The sequence below is a fragment of the Kineosporia corallincola genome (assembly GCF_018499875.1).
Taxonomy (GTDB): domain Bacteria; phylum Actinomycetota; class Actinomycetes; order Actinomycetales; family Kineosporiaceae; genus Kineosporia; species Kineosporia corallincola.
Window position 1 is genome coordinate 86869 of the sequence record NZ_JAHBAY010000015.1, and the last position, 22654, is coordinate 109522.

Genomic DNA, 22654 nt, shown 5'->3' on the forward strand with positions numbered 1-22654 from the left:
CATCATGATTGCCGGAACCGCGACGGACATCCCTCTGCTGACGTGGTCGATCTTCGACGGTCACGGTGTGCGCGCGGCGGTGACCACGCGTGCCGGTGGCGTCAGCTCGGGCCGCTACGAGTCGCTGAACCTCGGGCTGCACGTCGCTGACGACCCGGACGCCGTCCGGGTGAACCGCGAGCGCGCCGCCCGGGCGTTCGGCGTGGCACCCGGCGACCTGGTTTTCGCCAAGCAGGTGCACGGTGCCGAGGTGGCCGCCGTCACCGCACCGGGCCAGAAGAACATCGAGGCCGACGCCCTGATCACCGCCGAGCCCGGTCCGGTGCTGGTGATCATGGTGGCCGACTGTGTGCCGCTGGTGCTGTTCGACCCGGTGCGCCGGGTGGCCGCCGCGGTGCACGCGGGCTGGCCCGGCACGGTCGCCGGCATCAGCGCCGCCACCGTGCGCGCCCTGGCCGAGCAGGGCAGTGACCCGGCCGACCTGCTGGTCGGCATCGGCCCCTCGATCTCGCCCGACCGCTACCAGGTGGGGGCAGACGTCGAGGTGAAGGCCCGGCAGGCGTTCGGCGACCGGGCCGGCGAGGTGATCCGGCCCGACGGAACCGGCCGGTGGACCTTCGATCTGTGGCGTGCCAACATCATTCAGCTCACCGAGGCCGGTGTCCGGCCGCAGGCGATCGAGCTCGCGGGCCTGGACACCGGCCCGGGCACACCGTTCTTCAGCCATCGCTCCGAAGGCCCCACCGGCCGGTTCGCGGTGCTGGTGCGACTGACTCCCGACCAGCCCGCCGAACAGCCCCACGAACAGCCCGAAGACCAGCAGTCCCCCCTGAACGAGCAGCCCGAAGAGGATCCCCGATGACCGCAACCCCCGCGGCGAGCGCCGACGAACCGACCCAGAGCAAGCGCGCCCAGCGTTTCACCTACGTCGGTTTCGACATCGAGCCCGAGTCGAACCGGGTGGTCTGTCGCTACCGGCTCGACAGCGCGTCGCAGTCGCACGACTTCTCCGAGGTGGTGGCCTTCCCCGGCGGTGGCGACTGGACGAACCCGGCGGTGGTCGAGGCGGCCCGCATCCTCTTCCTGCTCACCGGCGTCTCGTACTACAAGGCGGGTGCCCCGCCGGTGGTCGACCTCGGCGAAACCGCGCTGACCGCCACCGAACTCGGCTTCCTGAAGACGTTCTACCTGGACGGCCTGGGCGAGTTCGCCTACCGCAACGGCATCGACCTGCGCGACCTGGAGTTCGTCGCCGGCCAGCTGGAGCGCACCGCCTCGGCGGGCTACACGCCGCGCCGCAACAGCCCGCTGGTGCCGTTCGGCGGCGGCGTCGACTCGATCGTCAGCGTGGAGCAGATCCGCCCGCACACCGACGACGCCGCGCTGTTCGTGGTCACCCGGCCGGGCGACCGGTTCGACGCGATCGAGGAGCCGGCCGCGATCACCGGCTGGCCGGTGGTGCGGGCCGAGCGCTCGATCGACCCGGTCGTGCTGCGCTCGCGCGAGCTCGGCTTCCTCAACGGGCACGTGCCGGTCACCGGCATCATCTCGGCCATCACCGTGCTCGCCGCGGTGCTCGAGGGCCGCGACGCCGTGGTGCTGTCGAACGAGTGGTCGGCGTCGTCGGCCACCCTCTACGACCACGGACGCCCGGTGAACCACCAGTTCTCCAAGAGCGAGACGTTCGAGGCCGGGTTCCGTGAGGTGCTGGCCGGGGCGCTCGGCGACGGGCTGGAGTACTTCTCCCTGCTGCGCGCCCTGAGCGAGGTCTGGATCGCCGAGCGGTTCGCCGAACAGCCGCAGTACTTCGACCATTTCCGTAGCTGCAACAAGGCCTTCCTGATCGACACCACCAAGCGGTTCGACCACTGGTGCGGCGTCTGCGACAAGTGCGCCTTCATCGACCTGGTGCTGGCGCCCTTCGTCAGCAAGGAAGACCTTCAGAAGATCTTCGCCGTGGCCGGGGAACCGTTGCAGAAGCCGGAACTGCTCGACACCTTCCGCCGGCTGCTCGGTTTCGTGCCCGATGCCAAGCCGTGGGAGTGCGTGGGCGACGTCAGCGAGAGCCGGGTGGCCGCCCGGCTGGCCGCGGCCCGGCCCGACCGGGCGGACGACGACATCCTCCAGACCCTGGTCACGGTGGCCCGGGGCTACCAGGACCCGGCGCCCGAGGAACTGCTGAAGCCGCTCAGCCGGCACTTCGTGCCCGAGCGCTACCAGCCCGAGATCCTGAAGCAGCACCATGAGTGACGCGCTGTCCTGGGACGACCTCGACGGTCACCGCATCGGCATCTACGGCCTGGGCCGCGAGGGCGAGGCGTCGCTGCGCGCCTGCCAGGCCCGCGGCATCGAGCCGCTGCTGGTCGACGACAACCCGCCGCCCGGCGGGGTGGAGGGCCGCAAGGTGCTGGCCACCGCCGAGGGCGGCGCGGAGGCCCTGGCGGTCTGCGAGATCGTGATCAAGTCGCCGGGCATCAGCCGCTACTCCGACAGCATCCGTGAGCTGGAGGAGCAGGGCGTCGCCGTGGTCGGCGGCCTCGGGCTGTGGGTGCAGGGCGCCGACCCGCGCAAGGTCGTGCTGATCACCGGCACCAAGGGCAAGAGCACCACCGCCGCGATCACCGGGCACCTGCTCAAGGGCCTGGGCTACCGCACCCTGGTCGGCGGCAACATCGGCGTGCCGCCGTTCGACCCGGCGCTCGACCCGGCCGTCGGCGGTGCCGAGCAGGACTTCTGGGTGATCGAGGTGTCCAGCTACCAGGCCACCGACATCTACACCGCCCCGCACGTGGTCGGGGTGACCTCGCTGAACCCCGACCACCTGCCCTGGCACCGCGACGACCTGGAGACGTACTACCGCGACAAACTCAGCCTCGCGGGGCGTCCCGGGGCGGTCTGGACGGTGGCCAACGGCGACAGCGCCGAGATCCGGCAGCGGCGTGACCTGCTCGGCCCCCAGGTCGAATGGGTGACGGCGGAACAGGCCGGGCAGAAGTGGATCGACGAGCTGGGTCTTCTCGGCGTCCACAATCGCCGCAATGCCGTGATCGCCCGCACCATGCTCGCCAAGCTCGGGGTCGGCGCCGCCGACGACGAGGCCGAACTGGCCCGGGCCGCGGCCGGTTTCGCCGGCCTGGAGAGCAGGCTCCAGCAGGTCGGCATGATCGACCAGGTCAGCTTCGTCGACGACGGCCTGTCCACCAACGTGCTGCCCACGCTGGCCGCGGTGGAGGCGTTCGGCGACCGTCGGGTGGCGCTGATCGTGGGCGGGCAGGACCGGGGCATCGACTACGCGCCGCTGGCCGAGGGGCTGCGCGGGCGGCAGGCCGAGGTGCTGGTGCTGACCACGCCCGACAACGGCCCGCGGATCGCGAGTGAGCTGAACCGCACCGGCTGCGGCCCGAACGTCACGGTGAAGGAGACGTCCGGCCTGGACGAGGCGGTGGAGGAGGGCTACGCCTGGGCCCGGCCCAACGGCGTGGTGCTGCTCTCGCCGGCCGCGCCCAGCTTCGGCCGGTTCCGCGACTACCGGCACCGCGGCGAGTCGTTCGTCGAGGCGATGAACCGGATCTCGCGCCGCGGCTGAACCTCGGTTCGGATCCAGGTCAGGGCCCGGCCTCACCCGTTCGGCGGGTTGGCCGGGCCCGCGCCGGGGTCGAGTGGACTGGTAGGGCTCTCCGGTCCTCGTCTGCTCCCGGGAGGACAACGACATGTCGACAGGTAAGTTTCGTCTGGTCACGCGCAGCGACTTCGACGGTCTGGTCTGTGCCGTGCTGCTGCGTGCGCTCGACATGATCGACGAGATCACCTTCGTGCACCCGAAGGACGTGCAGGACGGCCTGGTCGAGGTCGGTCCGGGCGACATCCTGACCAACCTGCCCTACGCGCCCGAGGCGCACATGGTGTTCGACCACCACCACAGCGAGACGCTGCGGGTGGGCGGCACCCCGGACAACCACATCATCGTCGAGGAGGCCCCCTCGGCGGCCCGCGTGGTCTACGACCACTTCGGCGGGGCGCCGGTGTTCCCGATGATCTCCGACGAGCTGATGCGGGCGGTCGACCAGGCCGACTCCGCCGACTACGCGCTGGAGGACATTCTCCGGCCGCGCGGCTGGACCCTGCTGAACTTCCTGATGGACAGCCGAACCGGCCTGGGCCGGTTCCGCGACTTCCGGATCTCCAACTACCAGCTGATGATGCAGCTCATCGACAGCGTGCTGAACGAGGCCACGGTGGAGGACATCCTGGCCGAGCCGGACGTGGCCGAGCGGGTCGAGCTGTTCCACGCGCAGTCCGAGCTGTTCGTGGCCCAGCTGCAACGGGTCTGCATCGAGCGCGGCGACCTGGTGGTCGTCGACCTGCGCGACGAGGACATCATCCATGCCGGCAACCGCTTCATGGTCTACGCGCTGTTCCCGCAGTGCCGGGTGTCGGCGCACGTGATCTGGGGCAAGCAGAAGCAGAACACCGTTCTCGCAGTGGGCAAGTCGATCCTCGACCGCACCTCACCGGTCGACATCGGCTCGCTCATGCTCCGGTACGGCGGGGGCGGTCACCACGCCGCGGGCACCTGCCAGGTGCCGCACGACCAGACCGACCGGGTGCTCAGCGAGATCGCGGCGGCGGTCAACGAGCCCGCCCGGGTCTGACGGGCCCTTCATGGTGGACGACGCAGAGCCCTTTCCGGGCCCCTCGTCGTCCACCGTTTCAGGTCAGCCACTCCAGGATGCGGTCGGCCATCCAGCCCGGCGCCTCCAGCATGGGCACGTGCCCCACCCCGGTGGCCGGGAAGAACGACCAGTGCGGGTTGGCCGCGGCGGCCACCCGCGCCACGCGGTACGGCACCAGGCGGTCACGTGTGCCGTGGATCAGCATCACCGGCGCCTCGATCGAGTGCAGCAGCTTCGCGTAACGGCGCCAGTGCACGACGGTGAGCACCATCGAGCGCCCGGCCATCAGGAAGTCGCGCACGGTCTCTTCGACGTAGCCGCGTCGTTCGGCCAGGGCCAGGTGCTCGTCGACCACCTCCTGCGTGACCCGGTCCGGATCGTCGCAGCACAGGGTGACCAGCTGCATGGCGGCGCGGTCGCGGGGGATCGGGCCGCGGCGGCGGGCGAGGGCCAGGCGGGCCCGGGCCGGCAGCGCGCCCTGGAGGATGTTGGCGGTGACCTGGCCGTCGGGCAGGGCCGGGGTCAGCGGCAGCACCGGGTCGACCAGGATCAGCCGGGACACCTGGTCCGGATGCCCGGCGGTGACCATCGCGCTGATCATGCCGCCCATCGAATTACCCACCAGCACCACGGGTTCGGTGGAGAGCGCGGCGGCGAAGCGGTGCAGCAGATCGGCGTTGCCGACCACGCTGGCCGGCCGCGTGCCCGCCGTGGTCAGCCCGAACCCGGCCAGGTCGACGGCCACCACCCGCAGGTGCGGCGTGAGCAGTGGGGCCAGCGCGGTCCAGTTGGCGTGCGATCCGCCGAGGCCGTGCACGAGCACCGCCAGCGGAGCACCGGCGGGTCCGCCATGATCGATGTAATGCACCGGTCCGTCGGCGAGCTCGACCCACCTGGACTCCCCGCGGTGCCGGCTACCGAGACGGTCGGAGGTCTGGGTCATCAGATGTTTGTACCTCCGGCCGTACCGCCGAGCAAGATTGCGTTCTCCTGGATGTCTGAGAGAGGCAACGCACGTGACACCGAAGAGTTCCCTGGAACCGTCGAACCCGTTCGCGCGGGCGAGTGATCTCGCCTACGGGCTGCCACCGTTCGCGTCCGTCCGCGAGGAACACTACCTGCCCGCGTTCCGGGTCGGCATGCAGCAGCAACTGGCCGAGGTGGAGGCCCTCGCGCAGTCGCCCGAGCCGGTCTCCGTGGCCACCGTGCTCGATCCGCTGGAGAGGTCAGGGGCCCTGCTGAGCAGGGTCTACCGGGTGTTCTTCAACCTGATCGGCTCGTCGGTGACCGACGGGCTGCGCGAGATCGAGACCGAGGTGAACCCGCTGCTGGCCGCGCACCGCGACGCGATCGTGATGAACCCGGCGCTGTTCGCCAAGGTGGCCGAGCTGTACGCGCAGCGTGAGCAGATCGCCGACGAGGAGACCCGGCGGCTGCTGGTGCGTCAGCACGACGACATGGTGCGTGCCGGAGCCGGTCTGGACGCGGCGGGGCAGGAGCGGTTGCGTGCGATCAACCAGGAGCTGGCCCGGCTGGCTTCCACCTTCCGCGAGGACCTGCGCGCCGACACCAACGACCTGGCCGTGCACGTGGAAGACGCCTCGCGGCTCGACGGCCTGCCGCCGGACGCGCTGGCCGCGGCGCACACCGCAGCCCAGGACCGGGGGCTGCGCGGCTACCTGATCACGCTGCTGCTGCCCAGCGGTCAGCCGGCACTGGCCTCGCTGACCGACCGTGCGGTGCGGGAGGGGCTGTACCGGGCCTCGGTGTCGCGTGGGCGCCGCGACAACGCCTACGACACCCGGCCCACGCTGACCCGGCAGGTGGCGCTGCGCGCGGAACGCGCGGCCCTGCTCGGGTTCCCCAGCCACGCGGCGTACGTCGCGGCCGACCAGACGGCGGGCGATGTGGACTCGGTGACGAAGCTGCTCACCGCCCTGGTCGGCCCGGCCGTGCAGAACGCCCGGGTCGAGCAGGCCGAGCTCACCGAGCGGTTGCACGCCGACGGTTTCGAGGGCGACCTGCGGCCGTGGGACTGGGCCTACTACGCGGAACTCGTTGCCCGGGAACGGTTCTCCCGCGACTCGGCGGCGCTGCGACCGTACTTCGAGCTGGGCTCGGTGCTGCGCAACGGCATCTTCGCGGCCGCGGGCGGCCTCTACGGCCTGCACTTCGTGCGCCGTGACGACCTGCGGGGCTACGCCGACGACGTGGACGTGTACGAGGCGTTCACCGAGGCCGGAGCCGGCCTCGGGCTGGTGCTCACCGACTGGTACTCGCGGGACGCCAAGCGCGGTGGCGCCTGGATGAGCTCGTTCGTGTCGCAGGCCCGGCTGACCGGTGAGCGGCCGGTGATCGTGATCAACCTGAATCTCAGCCGCCCACCGGCCGGTTCGCCCACGCTGCTCACGCTCGACGAGGTGGGCACCGCGTTCCACGAGTTCGGGCACGTGCTGCACGGCCTGCTCTCCGACGTCCGTTACCCGCGGTTGTCCGGCACCCGGGTGCCGCGCGACTTCGTCGAGTTCCCCTCACAGGTCAACGAGATGTGGGCATGGCAGCCGGAACTCCTGCGCCGCTACGCCCTGCACCACGCCACCGGTGAGCCGCTGCCGTCCGACGCACTGGACTCGGTGATCTCCGCCCAGTCGTACGGGCAGGGGTTCGCCACCGTCGAGATGCTCGGCGCCAGCCTGCTCGACCAGGCCTGGCACGGGCGCGGGGCGGACGACCCGGCGATCACCCCGGAGCAGGTGGACGCGTTCGAGCGGCAGGTGCTGGCCTCGCACGGACTCGACCTGGACGCGGTGCCGCCGCGATACGGCAGCACCTATTTCGAGCACATCTTCGGCGGTGACTACAGCGCCGGGTACTACTCGTACCTGTGGAGCGAGGTGCTCGACGCCGACACGGTTGAGTGGTTCCTGGCCCAGGGCGGCCTGGACCGCAAGGCCGGAGCCAGGTTCCGCGACGAGCTGCTGTCGCGCGGCGGCTCGGTCGACCCGATGGCGGCCGTGGAGCGGGTGCTCGGCCGGGCGCCGCGCCTGGAGCCGCTGCTCGAGCGCCGGGGCCTGCTACCCGTCGACTAGATCAGCCAGACACTCCGGGAAGAACACCTCGCTGGTGGTGCGCAGTTCGTCGGCGGACCACCAGCGGGCCCCGGTCAGTGACTCGCGTTCCAGCGGGGTCCAGCCGGAGCGGTCGATCTCCGGCCCGGACCCGGCGTGGCGCACCCGGTAGTACACCTCGCGCTGCCGCAGCAGCCGGCCACCGAACACGAAGGTGTTGTCCCGCTCGTGCACGACCGGGCCGAGCTCGCCGGTGACCACGAAACCGGTCTCCTCGAACAGCTCCCGGCGGGCCGCGTCGGCACTGCTCTCACCCGGGTCCAGACCGCCGCCGGGAGTGAACCACCACAGCCCGGCGGCCGGGTCGGCCGGATCGCCGCCCTGCACCAGCAGCACCCGGCCGTGGTCGTCGATCAGGATGATCCGGGCGGCTTCTCGTATCGTCGGCTCGTCCACGCACTGATCCTGCACCGTCCCCGCGCCGTTCCGGGCCTGTTCCGGGCCTGTTCCGGGCGGTGTACTCAGTCGGACTCGGCCCCGACCAGCAGCACCTCCTGGCTGATGTTGCCGCGCATGGCCCGGGAGTAGGGGCAGCGCTCGTGCGCCAGCTGGAGCAGGCGGCCGGCGGTCTCCGGGTCGACGCCGCCGATCTGCGCCTCGATGCGGGCGGCCAGGTCGAGGCCGGACTCCGGGCCGCCGACCAGGCTGATCGTGACCGACACCGCGGAGTCGCTGACGTCGACCTTCTCCGCCCGGGCCGCGCTCTTCAGGGCGCTGTGGAAGCAGGCGGCGTAGCCGGTGGCGAACAGCTGCTCCGGGTTGGTGCCCGGCCCGTCGTCGCCGCCGAGGCCCGCGGGCATCGACAGGGCCACGTCGATGCGCCCGTCGGACGACCTGGCCCGGCCCTCCCGGCCGCCCCAGGCGGTCGACGTGGCGCTGTAAAGAGCTTCTGCCATGAGTATTTCCCTTGTTCGTGGTTCCTGGTACGCGTGTTGTCCGGTGGTTCCGCCGCAACATCATTTCCGACCTCGGCGCAACCGGCACCTCGGACGACGTCCACCGACCTTCGTAGCTCTCTGTCATGAAACTGCTACGTTTTGTCAGATGTCCAGCGTGAGGCGCCATAGTGACGAGGCTGGTCGGGCCTGGTGCGAGGTCACCGACGGCTGGTGGTTCCGGGACGCCGTGCTGCGGCTGCCCGAGCTGTGCCCCGACCGCCCGTTCCTGGTCGTCGCCGCCCCGCCGGGTTCCGGGCGGGGACGTCTGGTGCGGCACTGGCTGCGCCCGGCGCCGTCCTGGACCCACATCGGGCTGGGCGTGCGTCCTGGCTCGCGTGAGGGCCTGCTTGAGGAAGACGTGGAGCCCGCGATCCGCCGCCACCTGCTCCAGAATCCGGGCGGATTCATCGTGCTGGACGGCGTGGAGGCCCTGACCCCCGGCGAACTGGAGCGGATCGTCACGGATTTCCCGCCGGGCCCGAGGCTGATCCTGGTGGGGCGCGGGGAGGTGCTGCCGCCCGCGACGGCGGTGCGGCTGGCCGGGCGGGTGGCCGAGGTTCGGGCCGGCGATCTGTGGTGGCCGGTGGAGGTGGTGCGCTCGCAGCTCGCCGAGTTGTGCGGGGTGCGGATCGACGCCGAGCAAGCCGGACGGCTGCACCGGCTCAGCGGGGGATGGCCTGCCGGGGTGCTCGCGCTCGGCCGGGAGGGGGCGCCGGAGGCCGACCCGGTGCTGACGGGCCGGGTGCTGGCCGATCTGGTGGCCGGGTTGCTCCTGTCCGGAATCCCTTCCGATCTGGAAGAATTCGTGCTGGCCACCGCACCGTTGCCAGGCCTGGCCGCGGATCCGGAGCTGTGCGCGGCCCTGGTTCCGGGAGCCGATCCGGTGGTGATGTCCGACACCGCCCGGCGCTGGGGGCTGACCCTGGACCAGTGGCCCGCACCCGCTGCGGGCCGGGGGCCGGACTCCGCGCGCCCCGAGCCTGCTGTCGGCGGCTATCACCCGTGGCTCGTGGTGGGGGCGCGCCGCACGCTGGCTCGGCTCGGCCGCCCACCCGCCGGGAACCTGCTCAGGGCAGGCGATCTCGCATCGTCCCTGGCCCGGCCGGACGCGGCCGTTCCCTGCTACCTCGAAGCCCGGGCCTGGCCCCAGGTACTGGTCGAGCTGGAACGCGCCGCTCCCCAGGGATTTTCCGGCTGGGACACCTCCTTCCTGCATGCGACCCTCACCGCGCTGCCCGCGCCGGCCTGGGCGGGGAACCCCGGGCACCGCGCCCTGATCGCCCTCGCCGCCGCGATCTGCGGCGACCGCCTGCTCTCCGCCGAGGTGCTCGCCCGCCCCGCCGAGGTGCCCTGGTGGCACGCCGCCACCGGATTGATCGCGGCGCTGGGCAACGACTCCACGCCGGGGGCCGGTCGGGTGCCGGGAGCCGGCGGTGCGCCGGTGCCGACCGCCGCCCTGCCTGCCTTCTTCGGCCTCCACGACACCGATGCCCTCACCGCGGCGCGGCATCTGCTCGCCGCTCGTCATGCCCTGTTCGCCGCCGAACCCGATTCCGCCGCAGAGCATCTCGGGCAGGCCTGGGCCGCCGGCGCCGAGAAGCTGCCGCGCTACCTCCTGCTCGCCGGTCTCGGCGTGGAGGCGCTCGCCGCGGCCTGGGGCGGTGAGCTCTCCGCCGCCCAGCGCCTGGCCGACCGGGCCCGGCGCCTGGCCGGGCAGACCGGCAGCCCCGGGCAGGCGGGCCGGTCCGGACGGGCTGATCTGTCCGGCCATCCGATGCTGGCCACCGCCGTGCTGGCCGAGGCCGAGACGTTGCGGGCACGGGGCGAGCCGGGGCAGGCGCTGCTCGTGCTCGACGGATCGGCCGACGTGCTCGGCGCGGACTTCGTGGTCGGCGTCGGCGAGGGCCCGGCCGTCGGCGGTGCGTACCGGGTGCTGCGGGCCCGGCTGTTGCTCGACCTCGGTGATCCGGGCGCCCGGGACGAACTGGAACGCCTGCGCCAGAACGGCGACGAGCACCTGCCGCCCGCCCTTGCCGCCCGCCTGGCCCTGGGCCGCTCCCGGCTGGCGGAACTCGACGGCGACCTGGCCGCCGCCCAGGCGGAACTCGAGGCCGCCCCCGCCGTGCCGTGCGTGCTGTCGGCCCGGTTGTTCCTGGCGCTGCGACGGCAGCAGGCGTCCCGGGCCCGCGACCTGCTGGACGCCTGGTCCGCCGAAACCGGACTCGACGACCGGTTGCGCCGCACGCTGGCCGAGGCCGCCCTGGCGCTCGCGGCCGGCCGACGCGGTGCCGCCGCCGAGGCGGTGAACACCGCGCTGCTGGCCGCCGAACCGGACGGGCACCTGCGGGTTTTCCTCGACGGACCGGCCGCCCTGCGGACCCTGATCTCCACCGCCCTGCGCCGTTCCCCGGACGCCTCGCACTGGCGCCGCACACTGATCGGGCGGCTCGACGAGGCGGGGGCCGCGGCCGACGGCGGGTCCGGGGTGACCCGGCGCGAGCTGGTGGTGCTGGAACAGCTCACCACCGACCGGACCCACGCGCAGATCGCCGCGGCCCTCTTCGTCTCGGAGAACACGCTCAAGTCGCACTGCCGCAACCTCTACCGCAAGCTCGGCGTGCACAGCCGGGAGGAGGCGGTACGGATCGCCCGCGTACGCGGCTGGCTCTCACCCCGGGGTGACGTGGTGGTCGACGTCAATATCACCCGGACACCTGACATCGTCGAACTGTGATCTTCTGGGAGCATTCTCGCCGGGCAGCACGATGGGTCGTGCTGCGGGGGGCGGGCAGGCGCATGAAAACACCTTGCATCGGTGGTATTTCCGAAAGACCCGGAGCCGGGCGGTGAACTCGGGACAGCAGGACTGGATCCTGCTCGTCGACGACTCCGCCGAGGACCGCGAGCTGCTCCAGCACGCCCTGCGGCGTAACCAGTTCCGGGGACGCGTCGAGGAGGCACGGGACGGGCTGGAGGCCATCGACCGGCTCAGCTGCCGGGGCCCATGGGCCGGTGCCGACCCGAAGGACCTTCCCCGGGCTGTGTTTCTGGATGTCAAGATGCCCCGCCTGGACGGTATCGAGGTGCTGCGCGAACTCAGGTCCACACCGCACCTGGCCGTCGTCCCGGTGGTGATGCTGACGTCCTCGGCCGAGGAACGCGACATCACCGCCAGCTATGCCCTCGGCGCCAACAGCTATGTCGTCAAGCCGGTCGACATGGACGAATACTTCCGGTCGATCGCCGATGTCGGTCGCTACTGGGTCGCCCTGAACCGAACACCGACGGAGTATCCCCGTGCCAACACCACTGCGCCTGCTGGTCGCTGAGGATTTCCCGCCGGACGCCGAGCTGATCCTCTCCGAGGTGAGGCGGGCCGGCTACGACCCGGTGGCCACGGTCGTCGACACCGCGGGCAAGTTCCTGCGCGCCCTCGACGACGAGCCCGAGGTCGTGATCTGCGACTACACCCTGCCCACCATGACCGCCCCGGACGCCCTGGCGATCCTCCAGGCCAAGCAGCCGGAGCTGCCGCTGATCGTGGTCTCGGGCACCATGGACGAGGCCACCTGCGTCAACTCGCTGCGTCTGGGCGCCGCCGACTACCTGCTGAAAGACCGCCTGAGCCGGCTCGGTCCGGCCATCGACCACGCCCTGGCCCGGCGTGAGCTGGACCGGGTGGCCCGGCTGGCCGAGCAGCGTCGCGACGAGACGATGAACATCATGCTCGGCCTGGTCGACAACTCGGTCGCCGCGATCAGCGTGCAGAACCTCAGCGGCAAGACCCTGGTCAGCAACGACCTCTACAACCAGCTCTCCACCGACCACCCGCCGCTGGCCAGCGCCTCGCCGATCCGCACGGCCGGCGCCGAGGTGGTGCAACGGCAGGAGATGTTCACCGTCGACGGCGAGCAGCGCACCTTCCACGCCGTGCGGTACCCGGTGCTCGACGGCACCGACACGGTGTTCGCCGTCGGGTCGATCCTGGTCGACATCACCGACCAGAAGCGGATCGAGGCGGACCTGCGCCGGGCCCGCACCGAGCTGGAGGCCCGCAACCAGCAGCTCGACGTGGCCAATGCCGAGCTGCGCGAGGTGGACCGGCTGAAGACGGAATTCGTCGCCTCGGTCAGCCACGAGCTGCGCACCCCGCTGACCAGCATCCGGGGCTACGCCGAACTGCTGCTCGACGAGGCGGACGGGAACGACAGCCAGTCCTCGAAGATGCTCGACATCATCGACCGCAACGCCCGGCGGCTGCTCAACCTGGTCGAGGACCTGCTGCTGCTCAGCAAGATCGACTCGCGCACCCTCACCCACGAGTATGTCGAGGTCGAGCTGGCCGACGTGGCCGAGGGCGCCCTGCTGGTGCTGAAACCCAGCGCCGAGACGGCCGGCGTCACGCTCAGGCTCGAAACCCCCGGCGAACTGCCGGTGATGGGCGACCGGTCGCAGCTGGAGCGGGTGCTGCTGAACCTGCTGAGCAACGCGGTCAAGTTCTCCGAGCAGGGCGGGACGGTGACCGTGCGGGGCACCCTGGAGCGGCACGACGACCAGGACCAGGTGGTGATCCGGGTGATCGACACCGGTCTCGGCGTGGCCGCGGAGGAACTGCCCAAGCTGTTCACCCGCTTCTTCCGCTCGGCCAGCGACGCCGCCCACAAGATCCCGGGCACCGGCCTGGGGCTGGCGGTGGTGCGCGAGATCGTCGAGAACCACGGGGGTTCCGTGGACATGGAATCGGTGCTGGGCGAGGGCAGCACGGTCGTCGTGCGCCTGCCACGCCGTCAGTGACCCGAAAATGATGGACGACGATGAGCCGTGAAAGCTCATCGTCGTCATCAATTTTCGGCCGTCACCGTCAACCGGACGCCCCGCTGGTCTCCTTGAAACCGACCCGGGGCATCTCTCCCCACGAGGCGTTCGAGCCCCGGATGCCCGACCACAGCCCGCGCAGGCGCCAGAAGGCGTGCAGCTGGCGGAAACCGAAGTTCTCCAGGAACGCGGCCACGAGCAGGATGCCGAGATCCTTCCAGCGCCGGTAGGTCTTGTACGACAGGTCGTCCACCACGATCGCGACGACCGACAGCAGGATGCCGTATCCGATGGCCACGATCGCGTAAAGCACTGCCATCTTCCAGTTCAGGATGCCGAACGCGACACCGAGCGGCAGGCAGATCAGGCCGAGGATCTCGACCACCGGGCTGAGCAGCTCGAACACCACGTAGTACGGCAGCACCAGCATGCCCATCCGGCCGTAGCGCGGGTTGGCGATCATCTGCCGGAACCGCCACAGCACCTCGAGCAGGCCGTGCGACCACCTGCGGCGCTGCCGGCCGAGGATCTTCAGGTTCTCCGGCACCTCGGTCCAGCAGACCGGGTGCGGCACGAAAACGATGCGGTAGTCCTGCTTCTCCCTGCGCAGACGGTGGTGCAGGCTGTTCACCAGGTCGGCGTCCTCGGCCAGCGAGTCCGCGGTCAGGCCGCCGATCTGCTGCACCAGGTCGCGCCGGAACAGGCCGAACGCGCCGGAGATGATCATCAGGCCGTTGAAGGCCGACCAGCCGACCCGGCCGAGCAGGAACGAGCGCAGGTACTCGACCACCTGGATGCGGGGGGCCCAGGCCTTCGGCAGGCGCTTCTCCAGGATCATGCCGCGCTCGGTCGGGCAGCCGTTGATCGGGCGAATGGCCCCGCCGGTGGCGGCAACTCGTTCCGGATCGTCCACGAACGGCCGCACCACGTGCATCAGCGCGTCCTTCTCCAGCACCGAGTCGGCGTCGATCATGCAGACCAGCGGATAGCGGGAGTACTCCAGGGCGACGTTCAGGGCGTCCCCGCGCCGGCGCGCGTTCTCCTTGCGGATCACCACGATCTGGCCGTCGCGGGAGATGTGCACCGAGTTCACCGTGCCCACGGTCTCCACCACACCGGCTGCGACCCGGGTGCTGGGCTGGAGCTCGAACTCGTGCTGGAGCACGTCGAAGGTGCCGTCGGTGGATCCGTCGTCGACGATCACCACCTCCAGCTGCGGATACCGCAGATCGAGGATGGAGTGCACGCTCGAGACGATGCTCGGTTCCTCGTTGTAGGCGGGCACGAGGACCGACACCCCGGGGGTGAGCGGGTTGGCGAAGAGGTCTTCCAGCGCCGTCTCCGACGACATCCGCTGCGCCCGGCGCTGCGCCCGTGAGGCGATCAGCACGATCAGCAGGTACAGCGAATTCAGCGCCAGGAAGTAGATGATCACGAACGAGTTGAATCCGATGACCGCGGATTCCAGGAAATCTCTCATGACGGTCGGGGGCCTTCCTCTACAGCGAGATCAGCGGCGTGGTGTCGGTCGCGATCGAGTTGCGGGCGAGTACCTCCCGAGCGGCGTCACCACCTTCGGCGTCGCGCTGCGCGATCTCGCGCAGCCGGTCCAGGCCGGTAGCACCGAACGGCACCAGCGCCATCGCCGCCGCCACCCGGACGGTGGGGTGCGGATGCGCCACCGCGTGTTCCAGGTCGGGGATCGTGGACGGGTCGATGATCCGGCCGAGGGCGGCACAGGCAGCGGCGAGGACCTCGACGTCCTCCTCCGTGCGCAGCATCGCGGTCAGGTCGCCGGCCGAGCTGGGCATGCTCAGACGGCCGAGGGCGTGGGTGGCGCCGAGCCGGACCGAGGCACTGGGATCGAGCCGCATGCGGGCCTGGAGCCCGGCCACGGCCGGGTACACGCCGAGCACGCCGAGCACCTCGGTGGCGATGGTGCGCACCTCCACCTGCCCGGCCTCCAGCGCCCGGGTCAGCGGATCGGTCGCGTCGGTGCCGATCCGCAGCAACGCCATCGTCACCGGGTGCGGCGGGATCGGGTGCTTGCGGCCCTCGTCCGAGTCCAGGTGCTCCAGCAGGGCGGCGGCCGCCTCCACGGTGCCGATCCGGCCCAGCGCCCGCACGGCGGCCAGCCGGACGTCGGTGTTCCGGTCACCCAGCAGTGCCGCGGCGTCCGGAATCCCCTCGCTGACCCCGGCCGCGCCGAGCAGTTCCACCGCGCGGTAGCGGCGCACCGCCCAGCGTGAGCCGGTGCCCTGCCGGGCCTGGTCGATGGTGCCGCGGCGGCGCAGGATGTCGACCAGCATGCTCCGGTCGGCCCCGCGCAGCTTGGGCAGCAACCCCGCCACCAGCTCCTCGAACGACGTGGTGACGCCGTGGTAGCCGATCAGCATGTCGGCGAGGTCGTGGGCGTCCCCGTCCTCCCAGGTGGCCAGGTAGCGCATCATCACCGGCCGGAGCAGGGCGAGCTCCTGCTCGTGCCGCCGGGCCCGGCGCTCACGCCGCGCCTTCAGCAGTGCCGTGGTGAGCGACAGCCCGATGATCAGCGCGAGGTTGAGAGTGGCGGCGATCAGAAGGATCGCGCCGGTACTCATCTCGGGGTCCGAGCCAGCAGCGCGTCGATCCGGCTGGACAGCTCGCGCGGACTGAAGGGTTTGATCACGTAGTCGTTGCCGCCGGCGGCGAAACCACGCTGGACGTCGGACTCCTGGGCCTTCGCGGTGAGGAACAGCACCGGGATGTCGGCCATCGAGGGGTCCTTGCGCAGCTCCAGGCAGACCTCGATGCCGCTCATCCGCGGCATCATCCAGTCCAGCACCACGACGTCCGGCCGGACGTCCATGATCGCGGCCAGCCCGGCCTCGCCGTCGGCCTCGGCGGTCACCTGGTGACCCGCCGCGGACAGCTTGAACTCCAGCAGACCCCGGATGTCGGAGTCGTCGTCCACAACGACGATGCTGCTCATGATGTCTCCTCGGTCAGACGTCGGTTTCCGGCCAGAGGGCAACAGCTGCCTTCCGACTCCCCACCGCCATCGACGGGACTCCGAATGGGCTACAGGGTGATCTCTGACCCGGGCCCCGTCTCACCCTCTCCCCACCCCTCCCGGATCAGGCCGGGTCAAACCGGATCAGGGCAGGAACAGGCAGGAGTCGCCGAACTCGTGCCACAGGTAGCCGTGCTCCACGGCGTGTGCGTAGGCGTCGCGCACCAGGCCCGGTCCGGCCACCGCCTCCAGCATGAGCAGGTGGGAGGCCTCGGGGTCGTGCCAGCCGGTGATCAGGCCGTCCACCACCCGCACCGGTCGCTCCCGGGAGATCACCAGATCGGTCCAGCCACGCGCGGGACGAACCTGACCCTCCGGATGAGTCGCCGATTCCAGCGCCCGGGTGACGGTGGTACCCACAGCGATCACCCGGCCACCCGTCCGGCGGGTCCAGTTCACCAGTGCCGCCGTCGATTCCGGCACCCGGTACGGCTCGGCGGGCGGGGCCTCGCCGGTCTCCAGCGACGAAACCCCCGCGTGCAGGGCGATCGGGGCCAGCCGGATCCCGGCCGACACCAGACGGGTCACCAGGTCGGTGCTGAACGGCCGCCCGGCGCTGGGCATCTCGGCACTGGCACCAGGTGCCAGCGGATCGGCGAACACCGTCTGGTAACTCTCCAGGGGCCAGCGGCCCGACAGGTAGCCGTAGCGGATCGGCCGTCCGGGCGGCGTGCCCAGCGGCTGCGTGGTCCAGAGCCGTTCGCCGTCCCCGGCCAGCAGGTTCACGAGAGTGCCGTCGGAAAGCCGAATCTCGTCACCGACCGCGCAGTCGCGCACCCGCTCGGCGGCGTCCGGCGCGCTGCGCACCTCCACCACCCAGGCGTCGTCCGGCAGGTGGGTGGACAGGTGAACGACCACCGGCCCGAGCCGGGCGTGCTCGCCGTCGACCGCGGCGGCCCGGGTGGCCGAGGTGTTCACCACCAGCAGGTCTCCCGGACGCAGGTGGTCGCCGATCCGGTCGAACCTGGTGTCGTGCAGTGCCTCCCGGCCGGCCACCAGCAGCCGCACCTGGTCGCGGGCCAGGCCGCGCGCCTCCGGCGGCCCGGTGGCCTCGGCGCCGGGCGGCAGTTCGAAGGTGGTGCTCGGCCGGATCACGCCCGGGCCCCGGGGACGAGGTCGCCGGCCTGGTAGCGGCCGTTGCCCGGACGCTCGGCGAGCAGACTCCGGAAGGCCGGGACCACGCTCTCGGGCAGCGGCCGGTCCGAGATGTCGTCGTCCGGAAAAGCGGCCTGGTGCATGGGTGTCCGCAGATCGCCCGGGTCGAAGGAGTACACCCGCACACTGCCGGTGCACTCTGCCCCGAGCACCGCCCCGATCTGTTCCAGGGCGGCCTTCGACGACCCGTACCCGCCCCAGCCCGGGTAGACGGCGGTGGCCGCGTCCGAGGTGATGTTGACGATGACGCCGCCGCAGGCGGCCAGCAGTGGAAGGGAGAGCTGGATCAGGCCGAGCGGTGCGACCACGTTCACCCGGTACAGCTCCTCCAGTGCGGGGAGCGGGAATTCGCCCAGCGTCGGCAGGGGACTCGGGCCCAGCCCGCCGGCGTTGTTGACGAGCAGATCGATCCCGCCGAGCTCGCGGCAGGCGGCCACCAGTTCGGCGCGGTGACCTGGATCGGTGACGTCTCCGGGATGCCGGTGCACGGCCGGCAGGCCGGCGGTGGCCCGGTGCAGCCGGTCCGCGCCCCGGGCGTCCACGACCAGGTCCCAGCCGTCCTGGGCGAGGGCCCTGGTCAGGGCCAGCCCGAGGCCGCTGGAGGCACCGGTGATCAGTGCGGTGGGCATGTCTTCTCCTGAGGTCGAGGGTGTTTCGTCGTCCTCACATCTTGTTAGTTGAATTCAACTTCAGGTCTAGTACCCTGGCGGGATGACTTCCGACGCGAAGCCACGGGCCGACCAGCTGCTCAGCATCGGCGAGCTGGTGCAGCGCAGCGGCCTGGCGGCGTCCGCCCTGCGGTTCTACGAGCGTGAGGGCCTGATCACGGCCACCCGCACCGCCGGTGGGCAGCGTCGTTACGAGCGGGCGGTACTGCGGCGGCTGGCATTCGTGCGGGCGGCGCGCAGCGTCGGGCTCTCGCTCGACGAGGTGCGTGAGGCGCTGGCCGGGCTGCCCGCCTCGCGCACGCCGACCAAGGCCGACTGGACGGCGATCTCGCGCTCCTGGTCGCGGCGCCTCGACGAGCAGATCGAGGCCCTGGTGGCTCTGCGCGACAAGCTGGACTCGTGCATCGGCTGCGGATGCCTGTCGCTGGCCCGGTGCCGCATCTCGAACGCGGGTGACGCGGCGGCCAAGACCGGTGCGGGGGCGGCGTACCTGCCGTCGGCGTTGCGTCGTCCCTGAACGGTGGACGCCCGGCGCCGGTGAGGCCGTCAGGTGTCGGTTTTCGGGACTGCCGCCGCGTCCGGGTAGATCCCGCTCGACGCTTTCGCCTCGTATCCCCACCAGAACCGCCCGGGTCCCATGACGTGTGCCCGGCGATTCTCCGTCGCGCCCGCCGCCCCCGGGTGTTAACTGGTTCACCGCATCCGCCGGTGCTCCTGCGACCAGCTGGGCCCGCACCGGCGGCGCCTTCCCCTGTCATGCACGGGTGCTGAACCGTGCTTGCCCGGGGAGCAGTGGATGTGGTCGGGTGGCGAATGTGGCCCTCCGGCCGAATCACATGGGGGAAAAGGTTTCGTGAGTAGGAGTTTCCGGCTGCTCATCATCGAGGACCAGCCGGCCGACGCAGAGCTCATGGTGGCCGAGCTGGTCCGCAGCGGCTTCGGTCCGGACTGGACCCGGGTGGACGGCCTGGACACCATGATGGCCGCCCTCGACCCGCCGCCCGGCGTGATCCTCTGCGACTATTCGCTTCCCGGCCTCGATGCCCCGACCGTGCTGTCCACCTTGCGTGAATTGCACCTCGAAATACCGGTGATCGTGGTCAGCGGGCAGATGGACGAGGAGACGTGCGTCAAGTCGCTGCGTCTGGGTGCGGTCGACTACCTGCTGAAAGATCGGCTGGCCCGGCTCGGCCCGGCGGTCGACCACGCGCTGGCCACCCGCCGGCTGACGGCGGAGAAGCGGGAGGCCGAGCGGCGTGAGCGGGAGACCGCGGCCATCCTGTCCGGCCTGGTGAACCACTCGCCCGCCGCGATCAGCGTGAAGGCCGTCGACGGTCGTTACCTGCTGGCCAACCGGCAGTTCGAGCTGCTCTGCGGCCTGGCTCCCAACACCCTGGCCGGCCGCATCGACGCGGAGATCTTCCCGGCCGAGAAGGCCCGCGAGATGACCGAACTCGACGCGCGCTGCCTGCACACCTCGATCGTGGTGGAGCGCGAGGAGGAGTTCCCCGGTTCGGACGGCAACCGCAGTCTGCTCTGCGTGCGCTACCCGATCAGCGACGAGCACGGCGAGATCTTCGGCATCGGCGCCATCTACACCGAGATCACCCGGCAGAAGCGGGTCGAGTCGGACCTGCGCGCGGCCCGTGCCGACATCATGTCCCGCGCCGAGAAGCTCGCGGCCGGCAACAATCAGTTGCGCGAGATGGACCGGATGAAGACCGATTTCGTCGCCGCCGTCAGTCACGAGCTGCGCAACCCGCTGACCTCGATCCGGGGCTACGTGGAGATGCTGCGCGACAGCGCGGCCCCGCCCGACCCCGAGCTCAGCCACAAGTTCCTCGACATCATCGACCGCAACAGCGCCAACGTGCTGAGCCTGGTCGAAGACCTGATGCTGCTCTCCCGCACCGAGGCCGGCCGCGCCGGAACCGCTCAGTACCAGGAGATCTCGTTCCCCCATCTGATCGAGGCGGCGGTGGCCACGGTGGAGCCGGCGGCCCGGCAGGCCGGGCTGACGCTCCGCACCCGGGTGGCCGAGCGGCTGCCGGTGGTGCTGGGTGACGCCGCCCAGCTGGAGCGTGTGCTGGTGAACCTGCTCGGCAACGCGGTGAAGTTCTCACCACCCCCGACCACCAGCCGCCCCCTCGGCGGCCGGCACGACGTCATCACCCTGGCGGCGTCCGCGGTGCCCGGGGCCGTGCGCATCGAGGTGCGCGACCAGGGCATCGGTATCCCGCAGGCCGAGCAGGCCAAGTTGTTCACCCGCTTCTTCCGGTCGAGTTCGGCCACCGAGCGCGGCATTCCGGGCACCGGGCTGGGCCTCGCCGTGGTCAAGGGGGTGGTCGACGCGCACCGCGGCACGGTCCGCGTCGACTCGGCCCCCGGCCGTGGCACGACGATGACGATCGACCTGCCGGCCCAGCGCTAGAGACGCGCCGCCGAGCTCGTGGCCGTCGCCGCCTCCTCGTAGTCCAGCTGCTCGAGCAGGTCGCGCAGCACCTCGTCGTCCAGGTTCCCGGCGTCCCGCTCGGCGATCAGGGCCTGGCGCTGGGCGGTGAGCATGCGCTGGCGCAGCAGCCGCACCGCCCGGGTCAGGTCCTTGCGGGCCAGCTCACGCTGCGCCGGGTCGTCCTCGTCGTCCGGAAGCAGGTCCTCGCGGGTCTCCTGGGCGTGCCGGAACCGCTCGGCCACCCCTTCGAGCAGGGCCGGGTCACAACCGTCCGGGGGATCGGCCAGGGTGTCCCTGACCGCCTGCCGTGAGGCGGCCCGGGCCACGTCCCGGGCGTACTTGCGCTCCTGCATCTCCTTGTTGTGCTCGACGTCGCTGGAGATGTCGAGTCGCTTCACCAGGTAGGGCAGCGTCAGGCCCTGGATCAGCAGGGTGCCCACGGCCACCACGAAGGCCGCGAACTGGAGCACCGACCGGCCCGGGAACGGTTCACCGGCCTCGGTGTACAGCGGCACACCGGCGGCCGCGGCCAGTGTCACCACACCACGCATGCCGGTCCACGACAGCAGCGCGTTGGTCTGCCAGTGGGCGCCCTTGGCGCCGACCTTGTCGGTGACCACCTTCAGACCCGAGGCGATGTGCTCGTTCTGCGGGGCCGGGGTGGTGCGCAGGCTCTGCCGGATCAGCCGTTTGCCACTGGCGAAGGCGAAGATCCAGACCGGGCGCACGGCCATCACGGTGAGCAGCACCAGCAGCGAGGCCAGCAGCACCTCACCGACCGGCTCGTGGTGCTCGTGGAACACGTCGTCGATGATGAACTTCATCTGGAGGCCCATGTAGGCGAAAACGAAGGCCTCGAGCAGGATGTCGATGCTGCGCCAGACCTGCCGCTCCTGGAGCCGTACGGCGAAGCCGGAGGTGGCCGAGTTGTGGCCGATCCAGAAACCGGCCATCACCACGGCCAGCACACCCGAGCCGTGCAGTTCCTCGGCCAGCAGGTAGGCGGCGAACGGCACGACCAGGCCGAGCACCGTCTCCAGGCCCGGGTCGTGCAGGTGGGTGCGGATCCAGAGCACCAGCACGGCCAGCACGATGCCGACGACCAGACCGACCGCCGAGGTGTACACGAAGAACAGCAGCGGGTTGCTGACCACTGTGTGGCTGCCGGTCACCCCGGCCACGCCGACGCTGAACAGGGTCAGCGCGGCGGCGTCGTTGATCAGGCTCTCGCCGGTCAGGATCGTCATCACCCGGGGCGGCACACCCAGGGCCCGGCCGATGGCGACGGCGGTGACGGCGTCGGGCGGGCCGACCACGGCGCCCAGCACCAGGGCCGCGCCGAACGTCATCTCGGGCACCGCGTAATAGGCCACCCCGGCCACCGCGAAGGCCGTGATCAGCACCAGTGCCACACCCAGACGCAGGATCGGCTGGATGTTGCGCACGAAGCTGGGCACCGAGAAGTCCAGCGCCGTGGAGTAGAGCAACGGCGGCAGCACGATCCCGAGGATGAAGTGCGGCTCCAGCTCCAGCTGGGGCATGCCCGGGATGAACGACGCCGCGAGGCCGATCACCAGTACGACCAGCGGCGCCTGCAAGCCTTTCCGGTGCGCGAGCCCTGTCACCGTGATGGCCGCGATCACCACCAACAGCAGCTGTACGCCGTTCATCTCGTTCCTCCCGAAGGCCGTGCGGTCGTCGAAAAAGTCCGAGCAGAACCCAAGACACCCCACACCGGGCAGGAGAGAGGGTCCGCAGTGCCGGGGAGCACAAAGA

General features: G+C 71.0%; 19 protein-coding genes. 10 read left to right on the forward strand and 9 right to left on the reverse strand.

Annotated elements, in window-relative coordinates; translation table 11 throughout:
- The first annotated feature begins 4 nt into the window (after positions 1 to 4).
- From pgeF to KIH74_RS29250, 4 genes are all read left to right on the forward strand, one after another.
- The gene (gene pgeF / locus KIH74_RS29235; RefSeq protein ID WP_214159599.1) at positions 5 to 862 is read left to right on the forward strand and encodes a peptidoglycan editing factor PgeF; all 858 of its coding nucleotides are present in this window, start codon (positions 5 to 7) and stop codon (positions 860 to 862) included.
- Positions 859 to 2250, forward strand: coding sequence for a MurL-like N-terminal domain-containing (locus KIH74_RS29240; protein ID WP_214159600.1), 1392 nt, complete (start codon positions 859 to 861; stop codon positions 2248 to 2250). Before pgeF ends, KIH74_RS29240 begins: the two co-directional genes overlap by 4 nt.
- Positions 2243 to 3586 (forward strand): UDP-N-acetylmuramoyl-L-alanine--D-glutamate ligase, encoded by a 1344-nt coding sequence (gene murD, locus KIH74_RS29245; RefSeq protein WP_214159601.1) that lies wholly within the window; start codon positions 2243 to 2245, stop codon positions 3584 to 3586. The genes KIH74_RS29240 and murD overlap by 8 nt, the downstream gene beginning before the upstream one ends.
- 124 nt (positions 3587 to 3710) lie before the next feature.
- A complete protein-coding gene (locus tag KIH74_RS29250; RefSeq protein WP_214159602.1) occupies positions 3711 to 4652 on the forward strand; it encodes an exopolyphosphatase in 942 nt (313 codons plus the stop codon).
- Between the two features lie 58 nt (positions 4653 to 4710).
- Here KIH74_RS29250 and KIH74_RS29255 read toward each other — a convergent pair whose 3' ends face one another.
- Positions 4711 to 5616, reverse strand: a complete 906-nt coding sequence (locus KIH74_RS29255; RefSeq protein ID WP_214159603.1) for an alpha/beta fold hydrolase — start codon at positions 5614 to 5616, stop codon at positions 4711 to 4713.
- Between the two features lie 73 nt (positions 5617 to 5689).
- Between KIH74_RS29255 and KIH74_RS29260 the strand changes: the two genes are divergently transcribed.
- Positions 5690 to 7762 carry a M3 family metallopeptidase gene (locus tag KIH74_RS29260; protein ID WP_308114039.1) on the forward strand — a complete coding sequence of 691 codons (2073 nt, stop codon included), beginning with the start codon at positions 5690 to 5692 and terminating at the stop codon, positions 7760 to 7762.
- Here KIH74_RS29260 and KIH74_RS29265 read toward each other — a convergent pair.
- Together KIH74_RS29265 and KIH74_RS29270 are read right to left on the reverse strand one after the other, a co-directional pair.
- Positions 7748 to 8197: an NUDIX hydrolase gene (locus tag KIH74_RS29265; RefSeq protein ID WP_214159604.1), complete on the reverse strand. Its 450-nt coding sequence runs from the start codon at positions 8195 to 8197 to the stop codon at positions 7748 to 7750. The genes KIH74_RS29260 and KIH74_RS29265 overlap by 15 nt on opposite strands.
- A 65-nt stretch (positions 8198 to 8262) precedes the next feature.
- Complete coding sequence (locus KIH74_RS29270) at positions 8263 to 8697, reverse strand: organic hydroperoxide resistance protein (protein ID WP_214159605.1); 435 nt, start codon at positions 8695 to 8697, stop codon at positions 8263 to 8265.
- A 148-nt stretch (positions 8698 to 8845) separates the two neighbouring features.
- Between KIH74_RS29270 and KIH74_RS29275 the strand changes: the two genes are divergently transcribed.
- The 3 genes from KIH74_RS29275 (at position 8846) to KIH74_RS29285 (ending at position 13533) form a co-directional block, all read left to right on the forward strand.
- On the forward strand, positions 8846 to 11473 hold the full coding sequence (locus KIH74_RS29275) for a LuxR C-terminal-related transcriptional regulator (RefSeq protein ID WP_214159606.1): 2628 nt from the start codon (positions 8846 to 8848) through the stop codon (positions 11471 to 11473).
- 112 nt (positions 11474 to 11585) lie between these two features.
- Complete coding sequence (locus KIH74_RS29280) at positions 11586 to 12068, forward strand: response regulator (protein WP_214159607.1); 483 nt, start codon at positions 11586 to 11588, stop codon at positions 12066 to 12068.
- The gene (locus KIH74_RS29285; protein ID WP_214159608.1) at positions 12037 to 13533 is read left to right on the forward strand and encodes an ATP-binding response regulator; all 1497 of its coding nucleotides are present in this window, start codon (positions 12037 to 12039) and stop codon (positions 13531 to 13533) included. The genes KIH74_RS29280 and KIH74_RS29285 overlap by 32 nt, the downstream gene beginning before the upstream one ends.
- A gap of 67 nt (positions 13534 to 13600) precedes the next feature.
- Here KIH74_RS29285 and KIH74_RS29290 read toward each other — a convergent pair whose 3' ends face one another.
- The 5 genes from KIH74_RS29290 to KIH74_RS29310 all read right to left on the reverse strand — a co-directional run bounded on the left by KIH74_RS29290 (position 13601) and on the right by KIH74_RS29310 (position 18387).
- Positions 13601 to 15034, reverse strand: coding sequence for a glycosyltransferase family 2 protein (locus tag KIH74_RS29290; protein ID WP_214159609.1), 1434 nt, complete (start codon positions 15032 to 15034; stop codon positions 13601 to 13603).
- Positions 15035 to 15053: 19 nt separating this feature from the next.
- Positions 15054 to 16151, reverse strand: coding sequence for a HEAT repeat domain-containing protein (locus KIH74_RS29295; RefSeq protein ID WP_214159610.1), 1098 nt, complete (start codon positions 16149 to 16151; stop codon positions 15054 to 15056).
- Positions 16148 to 16522, reverse strand: a complete 375-nt coding sequence (locus KIH74_RS29300) for a response regulator transcription factor (protein WP_214159611.1) — start codon at positions 16520 to 16522, stop codon at positions 16148 to 16150. Before KIH74_RS29300 ends, KIH74_RS29295 begins: the two co-directional genes overlap by 4 nt.
- 165 nt (positions 16523 to 16687) lie before the next feature.
- On the reverse strand, positions 16688 to 17698 hold the full coding sequence (locus KIH74_RS29305) for an S-adenosylmethionine:tRNA ribosyltransferase-isomerase (protein WP_214159612.1): 1011 nt from the start codon (positions 17696 to 17698) through the stop codon (positions 16688 to 16690).
- A complete protein-coding gene (locus KIH74_RS29310; protein WP_214159613.1) occupies positions 17695 to 18387 on the reverse strand; it encodes an SDR family NAD(P)-dependent oxidoreductase in 693 nt (230 codons plus the stop codon). Before KIH74_RS29310 ends, KIH74_RS29305 begins: the two co-directional genes overlap by 4 nt.
- 82 nt (positions 18388 to 18469) lie before the next feature.
- Between KIH74_RS29310 and soxR the strand changes: the two genes are divergently transcribed.
- Complete coding sequence (gene soxR, locus KIH74_RS29315) at positions 18470 to 18943, forward strand: redox-sensitive transcriptional activator SoxR (protein WP_214159614.1); 474 nt, start codon at positions 18470 to 18472, stop codon at positions 18941 to 18943.
- A 336-nt stretch (positions 18944 to 19279) separates the two neighbouring features.
- Positions 19280 to 20857 (forward strand): ATP-binding response regulator, encoded by a 1578-nt coding sequence (locus KIH74_RS29320; protein WP_214159615.1) that lies wholly within the window; start codon positions 19280 to 19282, stop codon positions 20855 to 20857.
- Here KIH74_RS29320 and KIH74_RS29325 read toward each other — a convergent pair.
- Positions 20854 to 22548, reverse strand: coding sequence for a cation:proton antiporter (locus tag KIH74_RS29325; RefSeq protein WP_214159616.1), 1695 nt, complete (start codon positions 22546 to 22548; stop codon positions 20854 to 20856). The two genes, KIH74_RS29320 and KIH74_RS29325, sit on opposite strands and share 4 nt — an antisense overlap.
- Positions 22549 to 22654 lie beyond the last annotated feature (106 nt).

Coding starts and splice junctions, on each gene's coding strand:
- KIH74_RS29255 (WP_214159603.1), bottom strand. CDS start 5,616: ATGACCCAGACCTCCGACCGTCTCGGTAGCCGGCACCGCGGGGAGTCC.
- KIH74_RS29325 (WP_214159616.1), bottom strand. CDS start 22,548: ATGAACGGCGTACAGCTGCTGTTGGTGGTGATCGCGGCCATCACGGTG.
- pgeF (WP_214159599.1), top strand. CDS start 5: ATGATTGCCGGAACCGCGACGGACATCCCTCTGCTGACGTGGTCGATC.
- KIH74_RS29300 (WP_214159611.1), bottom strand. CDS start 16,522: ATGAGCAGCATCGTCGTTGTGGACGACGACTCCGACATCCGGGGTCTG.
- KIH74_RS29250 (WP_214159602.1), top strand. CDS start 3,711: ATGTCGACAGGTAAGTTTCGTCTGGTCACGCGCAGCGACTTCGACGGT.
- KIH74_RS29290 (WP_214159609.1), bottom strand. CDS start 15,034: ATGAGAGATTTCCTGGAATCCGCGGTCATCGGATTCAACTCGTTCGTG.
- murD (WP_214159601.1), top strand. CDS start 2,243: ATGAGTGACGCGCTGTCCTGGGACGACCTCGACGGTCACCGCATCGGC.
- soxR (WP_214159614.1), top strand. CDS start 18,470: ATGACTTCCGACGCGAAGCCACGGGCCGACCAGCTGCTCAGCATCGGC.
- KIH74_RS29275 (WP_214159606.1), top strand. CDS start 8,846: ATGTCCAGCGTGAGGCGCCATAGTGACGAGGCTGGTCGGGCCTGGTGC.
- KIH74_RS29295 (WP_214159610.1), bottom strand. CDS start 16,151: ATGAGTACCGGCGCGATCCTTCTGATCGCCGCCACTCTCAACCTCGCG.
- KIH74_RS29310 (WP_214159613.1), bottom strand. CDS start 18,387: ATGCCCACCGCACTGATCACCGGTGCCTCCAGCGGCCTCGGGCTGGCC.
- KIH74_RS29270 (WP_214159605.1), bottom strand. CDS start 8,697: ATGGCAGAAGCTCTTTACAGCGCCACGTCGACCGCCTGGGGCGGCCGG.
- KIH74_RS29240 (WP_214159600.1), top strand. CDS start 859: ATGACCGCAACCCCCGCGGCGAGCGCCGACGAACCGACCCAGAGCAAG.